13 protein-coding genes are annotated in these 15,423 nt (G+C 41.0%); 3 read left to right on the top strand and 10 right to left on the bottom strand.

Annotated features, from left to right (window positions below; translation table 11 throughout):
- The first annotated feature begins 498 nt into the window (after positions 1-498).
- From BKL49_RS04090 to BKL49_RS04080, 3 genes are read left to right on the top strand one after another with little or no spacing between them, the layout of a single operon-like run.
- The gene (locus tag BKL49_RS04090; RefSeq protein WP_077423351.1) at positions 499-1,773 is read left to right on the top strand and encodes a TolC family protein; all 1,275 of its coding nucleotides are present in this window, start codon (positions 499-501) and stop codon (positions 1,771-1,773) included.
- 18 nt (positions 1,774-1,791) lie between these two features.
- On the top strand, positions 1,792-3,987 hold the full coding sequence (locus BKL49_RS04085) for a type I secretion system permease/ATPase (RefSeq protein WP_077423350.1): 2,196 nt from the start codon (positions 1,792-1,794) through the stop codon (positions 3,985-3,987).
- Entirely contained in the window at positions 3,980-5,197 is a 1,218-nt protein-coding gene (locus tag BKL49_RS04080; RefSeq protein ID WP_077423349.1) for an HlyD family type I secretion periplasmic adaptor subunit, read from the top strand. Before BKL49_RS04085 ends, BKL49_RS04080 begins: the two co-directional genes overlap by 8 nt.
- Before the next feature lie 230 nt (positions 5,198-5,427).
- Here BKL49_RS04080 and trpA read toward each other — a convergent pair whose 3' ends face one another.
- From trpA to BKL49_RS04030, 10 genes are all read right to left on the bottom strand, one after another.
- Complete coding sequence (gene trpA / locus BKL49_RS04075; RefSeq protein ID WP_077423348.1) at positions 5,428-6,234, bottom strand: tryptophan synthase subunit alpha; 807 nt, start codon at positions 6,232-6,234, stop codon at positions 5,428-5,430.
- Positions 6,234-7,430 carry a tryptophan synthase subunit beta gene (gene trpB, locus BKL49_RS04070; RefSeq protein WP_077423347.1) on the bottom strand — a complete coding sequence of 399 codons (1,197 nt, stop codon included), beginning with the start codon at positions 7,428-7,430 and terminating at the stop codon, positions 6,234-6,236. Before trpB ends, trpA begins: the two co-directional genes overlap by 1 nt.
- Positions 7,431-7,447: 17 nt before the next feature.
- Positions 7,448-8,206, bottom strand: coding sequence for an SDR family oxidoreductase (locus BKL49_RS04065; protein WP_077423346.1), 759 nt, complete (start codon positions 8,204-8,206; stop codon positions 7,448-7,450).
- Between the two features lie 236 nt (positions 8,207-8,442).
- Positions 8,443-9,870: a bifunctional indole-3-glycerol-phosphate synthase TrpC/phosphoribosylanthranilate isomerase TrpF gene (gene trpCF / locus BKL49_RS04060; protein WP_167367112.1), complete on the bottom strand. Its 1,428-nt coding sequence runs from the start codon at positions 9,868-9,870 to the stop codon at positions 8,443-8,445.
- Positions 9,871-9,921: 51 nt separating this feature from the next.
- Entirely contained in the window at positions 9,922-10,923 is a 1,002-nt protein-coding gene (gene trpD / locus BKL49_RS04055) for an anthranilate phosphoribosyltransferase (RefSeq protein WP_077423345.1), read from the bottom strand.
- An 88-nt stretch (positions 10,924-11,011) separates the two neighbouring features.
- Positions 11,012-11,398 carry a tautomerase family protein gene (locus BKL49_RS04050; protein ID WP_077423344.1) on the bottom strand — a complete coding sequence of 129 codons (387 nt, stop codon included), beginning with the start codon at positions 11,396-11,398 and terminating at the stop codon, positions 11,012-11,014.
- A 31-nt stretch (positions 11,399-11,429) separates the two neighbouring features.
- Positions 11,430-12,011, bottom strand: a complete 582-nt coding sequence (locus BKL49_RS04045; protein WP_077423343.1) for an aminodeoxychorismate/anthranilate synthase component II — start codon at positions 12,009-12,011, stop codon at positions 11,430-11,432.
- Positions 12,012-12,021: 10 nt separating this feature from the next.
- A complete protein-coding gene (gene trpE / locus BKL49_RS04040) occupies positions 12,022-13,569 on the bottom strand; it encodes an anthranilate synthase component I (protein WP_077423342.1) in 1,548 nt (515 codons plus the stop codon).
- A gap of 81 nt (positions 13,570-13,650) precedes the next feature.
- The gene (locus tag BKL49_RS04035; RefSeq protein ID WP_077423341.1) at positions 13,651-14,931 is read right to left on the bottom strand and encodes a type II toxin-antitoxin system HipA family toxin; all 1,281 of its coding nucleotides are present in this window, start codon (positions 14,929-14,931) and stop codon (positions 13,651-13,653) included.
- A complete protein-coding gene (locus BKL49_RS04030; protein WP_077423340.1) occupies positions 14,931-15,233 on the bottom strand; it encodes a helix-turn-helix domain-containing protein in 303 nt (100 codons plus the stop codon). The genes BKL49_RS04035 and BKL49_RS04030 overlap by 1 nt, the downstream gene beginning before the upstream one ends.
- Positions 15,234-15,423: the final 190 nt, after the last annotated feature.

The raw sequence follows: 15,423 nt of genomic DNA, 5'->3' as shown, positions 1-15,423 counted from the left end.
ATCAATGAACCCGTGTTTATTTAGGCTAAGGCAGCGACCAAATTGATATTTGCTTAAAAGATACGGTACAACCGTATTCGTGAAATATGGCGAAGATGATAAAGTTGATTTCGGTAATGTTGGTAAAGCAATGAACGAAGGTAACATGGCATAAAACCGGCACTGTGGAACAAGACGGTGTGATGTATCACGGTTATGAATTTAACGGTCAAGATGATACTTTGGTTTATGTTCAAGCAAACGTACAAGTTGTTTAATCTTCATTAGTCTGTTTTAAGTTCAATCCCCTGTGTCATTGATGCAGGGGATTTTATCGCGCGGTGTTATGCTTTCTTTCGATATTATGTAGCAATTGCAGGGGATTAGGTGAATTAATTATGGAAGATGAATTTATAAATACGATCTTCCGTGATACAATCTCGCCCCATTTCGCGAAGGCTACATAATGCCGAGAACCCATAAATGGCTGTTTCAAAACGGTGCCAAAAAAGGAAAATTATGAAAAATTTTATCTTTAAACGCTATTCTTTAGCACTAACGGGGATGTTGTTATTGTTGTCTCCGGGCGTATTTGCCAAAACGACGCTGAACGAAATTCTTCAATACGCATTTGTTGCCGATCCAACTTTAGACGAGGCAAAAGCCAATATTTCAATGGCGGCAAGTCAAACTAAAGTTTCTGAAGCCGGTCATCTTCCGGTTGTTTCTCTTACCGGGACATCCGTTTTGGGACAACGTCACACTTATACCAGTGAGCGGCGTTCAGGCCCCGGTGTGGCAGCCAGAGTAAATCTTTATGCTTGGGGTGGTGTGGAAGCCGAGATTGAGCGCGATAAACAAAAAGAAACTTACTATCACTATAAATTAACGGAGACCCGAGAATTAATGGGACAGGATATTTCCCAGCTTTATTTATCCGCATTGCGGGCAAAAGAGACGCTTGCGGTTTATAAAGAAAGTTTAGCCCGTCACGATAAAATTTTAAGAGATCTTGGGGTGATCAGTACTTATGATGAAGGGCGTTTTTCGGAAGTAAATGAAGCACAATCCCGTAAGAATCAGGTTGAAACCAGTATTTTAATGCAAGAGCGAATTTTGCAATCCTCTTTAAACCGACTCAGCCGTTATAGTGGCGGTAAGGTGTTATCCGTTGATGATCTTATCGATCCTTTCAGTCAGGTTACAGATGTGAATGCTTTTATTAAGCGTTATAAAAATCCTGAAGTAACCTCAAATCCAAGTTATTTAGCCCAACAGGCAGAATTTGAAAGTTCAAAAGCGGCGGTTGAAGCTGCAAAAGCAAGACGTTTGCCTGCAATTAACCTTGAAGGAACGGCAAATCGCCACGAATACGAAGTTTATGTGAATATGTCTTGGGATATTTACAATCCTGCCACCAAATATGCACAAGAACAAAGTTATTATTCCCAAAAAGCCGCAGAGGCAAAATTACGGGAGATTGAATTATCCGTTCAAGAAAAATCTTTAACTTCTGAAGTGGATATGGTCAGAAATCAAAGATTGGCGACCGTTGCCCATAAACAAATTGCATTGCAACGTAAAGTGGTGAAAGACAAAGAGTTTCAATTTGAAGTTGCAGCAAGTTCATTAATGGATTTGTTGGATTCTTATCAAGAATTAAGTCGGGTACAAATTGATGAGGTGAATGCCCGAAATGATTTTCGTGATGCAGCCTTACTTTATTTAGTCTCACAATCCGGTATTACCCAATGGGTGGGGGCAGAAAATACCACGATGAAATCTAAGAAATAAAAAAGAGAAACGAAAACAATGAAATCTATTATCGAACATTTGGCACTGGTGACCCAATTATATGGTACACCGGTTGCACAAGAAGCCTTAACCGCTCAAGTTTTAAGAGATCAACATTTAAATGTGAATTTTTCCTCTTTGAGCGAAGTGTTAAGAACATACGGTCTTGAAAATTCCATTTCTAAACGATCTTTAAGTGATATTCCAAGCCTTGCCACGCCGGTTGTTGCAATTCTACATAACGAAGAAGCTCTTGTGATTACTAAAATCGAAGGCGCGGGATTGGCACGCCGTTTTCATATTCGCCAAGGCGAAGTAGAACGCGTGATGGAATACAAAGAACTGAATTCACTTTATTTAGGCTATTGTTGGTTTATTAAACCGCGCGTGGTGTCGGATATTCGTTCCGAATTGCCGGAATATCATTTGCCAAAAGCGTGGTTCTGGAAAGTGATTTGGCGATTTAAAGCCTACTATGGTCAGGTTATTTTAGCCACCTTTATCATCAACTTTTTAGCCTTGGTGAGTTCTTTATACGTAATGAACGTTTATGACCGCGTTATTCCGAATAAAACCTATGAAACCTTGTGGGCTTTAAGTATTGGGGTGATTTTGGCAATCACGTTTGAATTTATTGCCAAAATGATTCGGGGACATTTAACGGATATTGCCGGTAAAAAAGCGGATTTAATTATTAGTTCTGCCTTATTTAGACGGGTAATGGCGTTGCGCTTAATTGATAAACCGGCATCTTCAGGATCTTATGCCAATAACTTGCGTGATTTTGAATCCGTACGGGAATTTATGACCAGTGCCAGTTTATTGGTTTTGGTTGATTTGCCGTTTTTATTGTTGTTCGTTTTTGTTATTTATCTCATTGGTGGCAAGCTCGCCATCGTCCCTTTGGTGATTATTCCAACGGTGATTATTGTTGGGATCTTGGTTCAGCCGAAATTGGCGGCAAGAATTAATGAATCAATGCGTGAGGGATCACAACGTCAAGGGTTGATTGTTGAGGCATTGGATGGGATTGAAACCCTAAAAGCCAATAATGCCACCAACTGGGCGCAACAACGTTGGGATATGTACACGGCGAAAACATCAGCATCCCAAATTAAAGTGAAAGATTTAAGTAACTTTGTGGTGAATTTTTCCGTTGGCTTACAACAATTAAATACCGTATTTCTTGTCTTGTTGGGAACGTATCTTATCCATAGTGATGATGAATCCAGCCGAATCACAATGGGTGCATTAATTGCCTCGGTTATTTTATCCGGTCGTGCGTTAGCACCATTGGCACAGATTGCAGGGCTTGCGACCCGTTTCCAACAAGCCCGTCTTGCCCTAAAAGGGGTAGATGAAATTGTTAATCGTCCGATTGAACGTGTGGCGGATCGTAAATACATTACCTTGAAACAAACACAGGGGAAAATTAGTTTTAACGATGTGAGCTTCCAATACAATAAAGAAAGCCCAAATGCACTGTCTAAATTAAATGTGACTATTAATCCGGGTGAAAAAGTCGCGATTTTGGGGCGTATTGGTAGTGGTAAAAGTACCTTATTAAAACTTGCTGCAGGCTTGTATGAACCTCTAGGTGGGGGCGTAACCTTAGATAATGTGGATTTACGCCAAATCGATCCAAATTATTTACGTAATCAAGTGGCATTATTTGGTCAATCACCGCGTTTATTCCTTGGTACATTGCGTGAAAATTTAGATATTGCCCGTACCGATAACTTTGCAGGCGATGTGGAGTTAATTAATGCATTGCAACGTTTTGGATTGGAAAGATTGGTAAATTCCCATCCGAGAGGATTAGATATGCCGTTAGGGGAGAATGGTCAAGGCTTATCCGGCGGTCAAAAACAATTAGTGGCATTAGCCCGCTTGACGATTAAAGACCCGCGTGTTGTTTTATTGGATGAACCAACCAGTGATTTAGACCAAGGCACGGAAGAAATGGTATTAGGTGCTTTGGCAAGATGGGTTGGCAACCGCACAATGATTGTGGTGACCCACCGCCCTCAAGTTCTCAAAATGGTAAATCGTATCATTGTGGTTGAAAATGGACAGGTTGCTATTGACGGCCCAAGAGATGCTGTATTGGAACATTTGAGAAAAAATGAGCAAAAAGCGGCTGCCAATCAAGTTGCCAATAAAACAGTAAAGCCTGTGGAGAACAAGCGAGAAGAAGGTAAAAAAGATGAATGATAAAGTAAAACAGTCCGATTTAGCATTGATCAATGATCTTAATGCGGCACTCCAAATTGAAAAACATCGAGGTATTTTTTCTGTCATTATTCTGTTTTTCATTTTCTTGGTAACTTTTGTTATATGGGCATATTTTAGTCCTTTGGAAGAAGTGACTCGTGGACAAGGGAGTGTGATTCCAAGTAGCCGTGAGCAAATTGTGCAAAGTCTTGATCCCGGTATCATTCAAGAAATGAAAGTGAAAGAAGGGGATGTGGTTGAGAAAGGACAGGTTTTACTGATTCTTGATGACACCCGTAGCTCTGCGGTTTTACGTGAAAGTGAAGCGAAAGTGCAAAACTTGAGAGGCGTTGTGGCGCGTTTGCAAGCAGAAGCAGCCGATAAACCTTTAGTGTTTCCGGAAGATATTCCGGAAGATGTTAAAGTAAGGGAAAATGCCGCCTATGAAGCCAGACGAAAAGCAATGCTTGATGCCATTGCAGGTTTGTCGCAAAGTAAAGCCTTGCTAGATCGTGAGATTTCAATTACACAACCAATGGTAAAACGTGGCGTTGTTTCTCAGGTTGAATTATTGAGAATGCAACGTCAATCTTCCGATTTTGCGCAACAGATTAGTGAACGCCGTAATAAATATTCGGCGGATGCGAATAATGAATTAGTGCAAATGGAATCTGAATTGGCGCAAGCACGTGAAAATATGGCAATGCGTGCCGATCCGGTTGAACGTTCTCAAATTAAAGCTCCTTTACGCGGTATTGTAAAAAATATTCGTATTAATACCGTTGGTGGGGTTGTTCAAGCAGGTCAAGATATTTTAGAAATTGTACCACTTGATGATACTTTATTGGTGCAAGCCTATATTAGCCCGAAAGATGTTGCCTTTATTCGTCCGGGGCAGCCTGCATTAGTGAAAATCAGTGCTTATGATTATTCAATTTATGGTGGTTTGGATGGCACGGTAACCTTAATCAGTCCGGATACCTTGCAAGATGAAAGACGCCGTAGTGAACTTAATTTAAATGCCGATCAAGCCTATTACCGTATTTTGGTGGAAACCCAAGGCAATGCAATTACCGACAAAAACGGTGAAAAACTGACGATCACCCCGGGTATGACGGCAACCGTAGATATTAAAACCGGCGAAAAAACCGTGTTCCAATATTTGATTAAACCAATTACCCGTATGAAACAAGCGTTACAAGAACGATAGTCATATCGAGATTTGTAAGCGGTTTTAAATCTCACTTTTCCCTCCCTCCGCCTTCGGTACTTTCCACTACAGCGTAGGGAGGGAAATTTTATGGTATGGAGGCAGGGCGTTGCGTCCTACAATCACATTATTGAGGTGTTGTGTGATGGGTGAAAATTTTGATAGATTCGTAGATACTATTAAGTAATATAAAAAATCACCCGCATTTAAAAGTGCAGGTGATTTTTTTGTTATTTTGTCGCGGCTTTCATTGCTTGAACAAATTCGGCAAGTTTTGCTAAACATTTTGTGTGATTATTGAGGTTTTGTTCAATAATTTTTACTGTTGCCGAGCCTGAAATTGCACCGTTCACCCCCAGTTGTAGGGCTTCTTTCACTTGTGCCGGTTGGGCGATACCAAAACCTTGTAGGATTGGTGGGGCATTGTGTTTTTTGAGTTGCTCAATCAGCGTATCTAAATTGCTGGCGTGGGCTTGGTTTTCTGCACTGGTTACGCCCGTACGTGAGACTAAATAAGTATAACCTTCGCTGTTTTTCGCAACCCCCTGAATGGTTTTTTCATCGGCATTCGGTGGGCAAATAAACACCGGTTGGATACCATACTTTTTCGCCGCCTGTACATAGTCATCTTTGGCTAACAAAGGAATATCTGCCACAAGCACGGCATCCACGCCCACCTCTGCACAACGTTGATAGAACGCTTCTAAACCTTTTGCGAAAATCAGGTTGGCACAGAGGAGCAGGCTGATGGGAATCTCCGGATATTTTGACCGCACTTTTTCAAGCAATTTAAAGCTATCTTCCGTGCTATGACCGGCATTTAAGGCGCGATTGTTTGCCGCTTGAATAACGGGGCCGTCTAACAGTGGATCGGAAAAAGGAAAGCCAAGTTCTAAAGCATCCGCACCATTTTCTACAAGGGTGCAAATAATGTCAAAAGAGCGGTCAAAAGTTGGATCGCAGAGGGTAACAAAAGGAACAAATGCCCCTTCATTTTTGGCATTGAGTGCAGCAAATTGGGTTTCAAAACGGCTCATTATTTCATTCCTTTTTCGGTTAAGATTTTATCGACAGTGAAAATATCTTTATCACCACGACCGGATAAATTCACCACAAGAATTTGTTCCTTGTTAGGTTCTTGGTGAATCATTTTTAGGGCTTGTGCAAGGGCGTGTGAGCTTTCAAGTGCCGGAATAATGCCTTCGTGTTTCGCTAATTCTTGGAAAGCATTAAGGGCTTCATCATCGGTAATGGAAGGATATTCTGCACGTCCGATACTTTGTAAATAAGCGTGTTGAGGCCCGACAGAAGGGAAGTCGAGACCTGCGGAAACGGAGTAGGACTCTTCCACTTGACCATCTTCCGTTTGCATAAGCGGAGATTTCATTCCAAAATAAATTCCCACTTTAGCGTGTCCTAACGGCGCGCCGTGTTCACCGCTTTCAATGCCTTTGCCCGCCGGTTCGACACCAATTAAACGGACATTTTGTTCATCAATAAAATCGGTGAACATTCCAATCGCATTTGAGCCACCGCCCACTGCGGCAATCACGGCATCCGGTAATCTGCCTTCACGTTCTAGGATTTGGCGTTTGGTTTCTTCACCAATCATTTTTTGAAATTCACGAACAATAGTTGGGAAAGGGTGCGGGCCGGCAGCGGTGCCGAGTAAATAGTGGGTGGTTTCATAATTGGCAGACCAATCACGCATTGCTTCACAGCAGGCATCTTTTAGTGAACAAGAGCCTTTCTTCACGGGAATCACTTCCGCCCCCATTAAACGCATACGAAATACATTTGGCGATTGGCGTTCCACATCTTTTGCTCCCATATAAACACGGCAAGGCATATCCAACATTGCACAGGCTAGTGCGGTTGCCACACCGTGCTGACCGGCACCGGTTTCTGCAATAATGCGGGTTTTTCCCATTCGTTTTGCCAGCAAAATTTGACCAAGCACCTGATTGGTTTTATGCGCACCACCGTGTAGTAAATCTTCACGTTTAAGGTAAATTTTCGCTTTCGTCCCTTTGGTGAGGTTACGACAGAGGGTAAGTGCGGTCGGTCTGCCGGCATAATTTTTCAGTAGATCTTGAAATTCACGTTGAAATTCGGGATCGTTTTTTGCTTCTACAAAGGCTTTTTCAAGCTGTTGAAGCACCGGTACAAGAATTTCCGGTACATACATACCGCCAAATTCTCCAAAATAGGGATTAAGAATGGTGTCTGACATTATATTTCCTTATGATTTTAATCTGAATTTTTGGTGACTTTTAACGGATTGAAGGTTTGAGCGGTTGGCATTACTTCAATACGATTGATGTTGACGTGTGGCGGTTGTTGATTAAGCCATAGCACAATATTGGCAATATCTTGCGGTGTCACATAATCAACATTTTCATAGAGTTTTTCGGCTCGTTCATCATCGCCTTTAAAACGAACATTTGAGAATTCTGTTCCCCCACATAGCCCCGGTTCAACATTGCTCACACGAATATTTTTACCGGCAAGATCGGCACGTAAATTAAGGCTGAATTGTTTCACAAAGGCTTTTGTTCCGCCATACACATTACCGCCAGGATAAGGATAATTACCGGCAATTGACCCTAAGTTAATAATATGCCCCGTGTTGCGTTCCACCATTTGGGGCAAAATAAAACGGGTGATATTTATTAAGCCTTTGATATTGGTATCGATCATTTGTTCCCAATCATCAAGATTGGCTTGATCAGCGGTTTCTAAACCCAGAGCAAGTCCTGCATTGTTTACGAGTAAATCGACTTGTTGCCATTCGAGCGGTAAAGATTGGATCGCCTGTTGTGTCGCTGTGCGATCGGAAATATCAAAGGCAAGTGGAAGAAATTGTTCGCCCAGTTCAGCGTGAAGAAGGGTTAAACGCTCCGTGCGGCGACCTGTGCCAATAACACGATAGCCCGCGCCAATTAATGTACGACAAATCGCCGACCCAAAACCGGCTGTCGCACCGGTAACTAATGCAATTCTAGACATCTTGTTTCCTCGTCAGTAGTGAAGTGCGGTCAAATTTCATTAGGTTTTTTTATTAAAAACCGATCACATTATGAATAATGCTTAATGAAATATAACCTATTGAACTTTATTTGGTTGTGATGTGGACACCGCTGTGATGCCCCCTTATTGCGTTATTTTGATTTTGTGCATTGATTACATCATACCGTAAAACATTGGAATTTGATCGTATTTCGGTATAGGTAATGATCGGTTTATCAAATTTTCTCAAAAACCGACCGCACTTTTGCTTTATCTTTTACGCCGGGTGAACTTTCCACACCGGAATTCAGATCCACGCCTAAACATCCCTGTTGAATGGCTTGCTCAATGTTATGTGGTGAAATACCGCCGGCTAAGATAATTTTATGTTTTAAATTTTCAGGAATGAGTGACCAATCAAAAGTTTTGCCTGTGCCGCCTTGCTGATTGGCAGTTTGGCTATCGAAAATATAGCGTGTTACATTAAAATCATCGTCAAAATTGACCGCACTTTTTTCTTCTGTATTGACTGAAATGGCTTTCCAAATCTGAATAGATTCAGGCAATTTCGTGCGAAGTGCGGTGATAAATTCTGCCGTTTCGTTACCGTGTAATTGCACCGCATAAAGTTGTAATTGTTGGGCGATTTTTACAATAAAATCAATTTCTTGATTTTGGAACACGCCCACAAAGCGGAGCGGTGCAGCCGTTACTAATTCTTGTGCTTGACGTAATGTGATACAACGTTTTGAACCTTCGGCAAAAATTAAGCCACCGTAAAGCGCACCATTTTCGTAAGCGGTTTTGACATCCTGCACTCGGGTTAAACCACATACTTTATTTTCACCAAAAATGACGGCACGAACTGCATTATTCAAATCTTGACTACCCATTAAGCTACTGCCGATTAAAAATCCGTGTGCCACTTTTTGTAGTTGACGAATTTGCTGATGATTATAAATTCCCGATTCACTGATAATGCGGACATCGGCAGGAATACGATCAGCATATTTTTCTGTCAGTTTAACCACGCGATTTAGATCAACACTGAGATCGTGCAAATTACGATTATTCACGCCGATAACCTTTGCACCAAGTGCAAGGGCACGTTCAAATTCTGCTTCATTTGAGGTTTCGGTTAGCACGCCCATTCCCAAAGAATGTGCAAGATTTGCCAGAACTCGATAGGTATCATCATTTACCACGGAAAGCATAAGAAGAATTGCATCCGCTTGATAATAACGGGCGAGGTAAACCTGATATTCGCTAATCATAAAATCTTTACATAACACAGGCTGTGAGAGGAGGTTACGCACTTGTGGCAAAAATTCAAAATAACCTTGAAAGTATTTTTCATCCGTGAGAACAGAAACCGCAGCAGCGTAATGTTTATACACATTGGCGATGTCATTTAGATTAAATTCGGCACGAATTAACCCTTTTGACGGTGAGGCTTTTTTACATTCTAAAATATAAGCCGGTTTTTGATGAGATCCCTTTGCCAGCGCATTATAAAAAGAGCGGTCGGATTTTGAAAGGTTTTGTTGAAATTCACTTAATGGAAATGCCGCTTCTTTGGCTTTCACCCACGCTGCTTTATCAAGAATGATTTTTTGTAGCACGGTGGTGGAATCAATAGGTTGTGAGAAGTCTTGGGTAATCATTATTTTGCCTTCCGATAATATGTATAAATTGCAATCGTTCGCGCACAATAATTAATATTGTGTGAGTTTTGTTAATGTTTCAAATGCTTTGCCTGTCGCTAAAGTTTCTAACACATTTTGTGTATTTTGCTTGAGATTTTCTTGTCCGAATAGCTTCAATAATAATGCCGTATTGGCGGCAACGGCATTGACGTGTTCGGTCTTGCCCTTTCCTTGTAAAAGTGCGGTCAGCATTTGGGCATTTTCTTGTGGTTCGCCTCCACGTAGGCTTTCTAATGATTGAGGTTTTAAACCAAAATCTTCCGGTGTTAAGGTGAAATAATCGATTTTGCCATTTTTCACTTCCGCCACTTGGGTTTCGCCGTGTAATGCCACTTCATCTAAGCCTGAACCATACACGACAAAAGTGTGTTTGTGACCGAGTGCAACGGCGGTTTCCGCATAGGTTTTCACTAATTCAGGGGCGTAAACACCTAATAAATGATAATGAGGACGTGCCGGATTAATTAACGGGCCGAGAATATTAAAAATCGTGCGGGTTTTTAATGCGGCGCGTACCGGTGCAACGTAGCGAAAGCCGGAATGATATTGTTGGGCAAATAAAAAGCAGACCCCAATTTCATCTAAGGCTTGGCGGGCGGTTTCCGGTGAAATATTGACATTCACACCTAATGCCGTTAACACATCGCTTGAACCTGATTGACTGGATACGCTACGATTGCCGTGTTTGGCAACTTTTGCCCCCATTGTTGCTGCGGTAATGCAACTTGCAGTGGAAATATTAATGGTATTTTGCCCGTCTCCACCAGTGCCGACAATATCGGCAAAAGGGTAGTCCGGGCGAGGGAAAGGCTTGGCATTTTGGAGTGAGGCGGTAACCGCACCGCTGATTTCATCAATGGTTACGCCACGTACTTTTAAGGCAATGAGCATTGCGGCAATTTGTTCGTTAGACAATTCTCCTTGAATAACGGCATTGAAAAGTGCGGTACTTTCTGCGGCTGAAATTTGCTTTCCGTTATAAAGCTGTTCCAGTAATGGGTTGGCTTGCATTGTTTATTCCTTTTTTATTATTTTGATTGAAATTATTGTTTTTTGATATTGAAAGTAGGAACGTCAGGTTATTTATAAATTTCGCCGACTAAACGTAAATATCGTAGTCTAAGTCGCGTGCTTCATCACCGGTCATTCCACGGAAGCCCCAACAGTGAGCGGGTTGTTCTTTAATGGTGATTTCTACATCGTGGGCGCGAATACCAAGTTTGTATTCTAATTCGCTGAATAACATTTTAATTAAACGTTTTTTCGTGCCTTCCATTCGCCCTGCCATTAAGTTGATTTCAATGACGGTATAATCATCACTTCGATCGAAAGGGTAGTAAAAATCCTCTTTTTCTAAGCCTAAAAAACGAACGGCGTGTTTGCCTTTGGGAATATCTAAGCCTAAGTAAAGGCAATTATAAATAACCTCCGCCAACATTTCTCGGCGTGGGGCAAGTTTGGATTTGAGTCCGAATACTGTGATCATTTTGTTTTCCTTATGTGTTTAAAGTCATTATTTATCGATTCAGCAACCATTCAATAGATTGCTGTAATAATTGTGAACCTTGCACGGTTAAAATGCTTTCCGGATGAAATTGAAATGCACAAATGGGTAAATCACGGTGGCGAATTGCCATAATAATGCCATTGTATTGTGCGTTTACGATAAATTCTTCGGGTAGATCCTGTCCCATTAAAGAATGATAACGCGCCACCGGCATTGGGTTTGCCAATCCTTTAAACATTGCTTCGTTATCGTGGGTGATTTTAGACACTTTACCGTGTAATACTTCGCCGGCGTGAACTACTTTTCCGCCAAAGGCTTGAATTAAGGCTTGGTGACCCAAGCAAATACCGATAATTGGAATATGGTTTTTCAAGCGTTCAATTAAGGGGATTAAGATTCCTGCTTCTGCCGGTGTGCCGGGACCGGGGGAAAGGGCGAGAACGGTATCGGGCGTGTTTAATGCCGTCTCGACAAGCTGTTCCAAGTTGCAGTCGTTACGATAAACTTTAACTTGATGTCCTAACACGCGGAATTGATCCACAAGGTTATACGTGAAGGAATCAAAATTATCTAAAAAAAGAATATTTGCCATAATGTATTCCTTATTTGGCTCGTGTGTTGGTTTGACGGATGGCTTTAAGCACGGCGGCAGCTTTGTGGCGGGTTTCGTCTGCTTCCGCTTGCGGATCGGAATCTAACACTTCACCACAGCCGGCTTGCACGTGTGCGATACCATTTTGAACAAAAGCGGAACGAATGACGATACAGGTATCAAAACGTCCGTCAGATGTAAGGTAGCCTACCGCACCGCCATAACTATGGCGTTTTTGTTGTTCAAATTGATAAATCAGTTGCATTGCTTTAATTTTGGGCGCGCCGGTGAGTGTCCCCATATTCATACAGGCTTGATAGGCGTGCAATGCATCTAATTCAGGGCGAAGTTTACCTGTTACACGAGAAACCAAATGCATAATATGCGAATAACGATCGACCTGCATTAATTCCGCTACTTTGCGTGTGCCGCTTTGGCAAACGCGGGCAATGTCATTTCGAGCCAAATCGACCAACATTAAATGTTCAGCTTGTTCTTTATGATCAAGGCGAAGTTCAAGTTCTAAACGGGCATCTAATTCAGAATCAATATTGCCGTGGGCATCAAATCCACGTGGACGTGAACCGGCAATTGGGTAGATTTCTAATTGGCGATTTTCAGGTGTATATTTAAGCGCGCTTTCCGGCGAAGCACCAAATAAAATGAAATCCTCATCATTCAGATAGAACATATAGGGGCTAGGGTTGTTTTGTTTGAGTTGGGCGTAGCTTGCGAGGGTATTCGGGCAAGCAAGAGAAAAGCGGCGGGATGGCACAATTTGGAAGACATCGCCAATATTAATGTGATGTTTTAAGGTCTTCACAATATTGATAAATTCAGGATCTTCAAAATTTGTTTTTACTTCGTCATTGGCAGGTTTGATTGAAAGCACATTATCAATATTTTTTAATTTTTGTGCGATGGAAAGGGCTGTTTTGGCAACGTTTACTTGTTCTTCTTGTGAGAAACAGAAGCTTTTTAATGTTGCTTGTTGGTTTTGGTGATCAATGGTAATGAGGTGTTCGGCAAGATAAAAACTGTAGTCAGGACAGGTAATTCCGTCATCTTTTAATGTAATCCCCTTCATTGGAATGAAATTTGCAACTAAGTCATAAGCAAACAAACCGCCTAAAAAAACAGGCGTATTACTATGTTGATAAAGGTTGGAAATGACACGCAGACCATCAAAAATAGTTGCCGATTGTAATTTGCTGTCTTCGTCTTGTTGATTATCAAGTGGCGTGAAACTTACTGAAAATTCATCCTCAAAATTGACCGCACTTACGTTACCAAGTGCGGTCAATTTGGGATGAATTTCTTTTAACACTTGTTTGCCATTTGCATTTAAGGCTTTAAATGTGACGTTGTGACTTGAACAGGTTATTTTCACCGCCGTATTGATTAATATAAGGCTCTGTAAACTGTTTTTACTACCGATTTCGGCAGAATCAAGAAGAAGGGTATTAGGATGATTGCACAAGGTATTAAAAATAGCCGTAGTATCCGCGTGATAGGGAACGGGCTGGCTTGTGACAGCGATAAAAGCGTTGTGTTGCATAATAACATCTCATTTTTGAAATTTTGTACTATTAAACTAGTACAAGATAAATAAGTCAAGAAAAGATTTTATAAATATTTCTTATTGGATTTTTTGAATCTGTTTTTTTAGCCCTTCCAAAATTGGATTGCTAATGTCGTTTGGTAAATGCGCAACACTTATACGATCAACATTGGGTAAACAAGTTAAAATTTCTTGTAGAATATCTTCTACAACAGCTTGGGATAAACCGGCGAGTTTTGCCGTTGAAAAAATATGACGAAGTTGAATTTTATCCCACAAATAATGTTTATTTTCTCCATACCAAGCCATCGCCATCTTCACTTTTTGTTTGGCTAATCCATTGGGTTTAATCAAAGGGTATGCTGACATCACATCATAAAATGGGGTTAAACGATAGTGACCTTGAGGCTCTAGGAATATACTAAAATTTTTCGCGTGTCCATCGATTGCACAAAGCAACCAAAAAACAATTTGTGCCTTAAAGAATTGTTTTCTATCTTCATTTGGATTTGCCGAACCGTTTAGAAGTTGCATAATTTGTAAAATACCCGGGCCGCCATCATTCTCATATTTTCTGGCGGGGGCAACATTTAATGCTTGGCACATATCTTCTTGAGGAAGTCGAATAAGCCATTTTTTACCAGCAGACCACCGTCTATCAAAACGCTCCACAATTAATGCTTTCATTTCACCAAAATGTTCGATAGCAGAAAAGGGGACTTTTAATCCGAGAACCTGCATAATTCGCAGACAAAGCCATTCATTTTCACAGCTACTGGAAAGATCGAGTTGACCTTGGGCAACCATTCCTATCGGTAATTTAAAAATATGGCTGGTTGGCGTTGTATGTAGTGGACGCATCCATTGACCATTCTGGTTCAGCAAGGCGGTTTTTTCTTGTGCGCCGGCAATAGAGATACGAAAGTCTTCTTCCTGTTCCATTCCAAGTGGAAAAGTGCGATAGTTTTTTAACGTGTTTTCAATATCAAGCTCAGATAATGGCTCGGCATAGACAGTTTTGATGAGATGTGCATTATATCGATAAAGCTGTATTGCACCCACACAGTCTTGCCCGATAACTGAAAGTAAATCAAAGGGTGTTTTTGTATTTGTTTGAAAGCGTTGTTGAATGCGTGAACGAATATGTTCGTTATCAGGTAACAAATTATCGAAAAAGTTATACACTTCATCGCCACGATAAACTTTTGATGATAGTGGGAGTGAAAGCGAAATCGGGCGGGAACGATTGGAGGAAAGCCATTTTTCAACATATTGGAATTCAGTCGCTCCATTTTTTAAACGCCGCCATTGACCAACTAAAACGCCATTCATTGCCACATTGAGTATTGAATTATCCATCACCAAATTTCTCCGTCATCATCACTGTTGTAGGTAGAAGTGGGTTCTGCAACAAAATTATTTTGGGGCGATTGTTTTGCATTTATAGATGTTGGGCGTGGTTGAACAACCAATTCCAATTCCAATGCTGCAAGAATTTTGAATAGGGTTTCCATTTTGGTGCTTTCAGGTGTATTTTCAAATGCAGAAACCGTAGCTTGTTTGATACCTGTCTGTTTAGCAATATCTGTTTGCGAGATGTTGTCTTTATAGCGAAATTCACGGATAACGTGAGAGAGCATTTTAGGGCTGGTAATAATCATTTTTTTATCCTCTTTAAGGTATATTTTATATTCTATACCTTTTAGAGGATAAATCAACAATTATCCCTTGCAGAGGGTAAAATGATAAATATCTCCTAAAAGGGATATATTAATGAAAAACAATAGAAAACATTATATCTTTTAGGAAAGCATTAGACGTGTTTTCCATTTAACAAGCAATTCAGAAAGT

Source organism: Rodentibacter myodis (genome assembly GCF_001999305.1).
GTDB classification, from domain to species: domain Bacteria; phylum Pseudomonadota; class Gammaproteobacteria; order Enterobacterales; family Pasteurellaceae; genus Rodentibacter; species Rodentibacter myodis.
The sequence above is the reverse complement of the archived record's forward strand: the minus strand, read 5'-3'. Positions and strand labels throughout refer to the sequence as shown.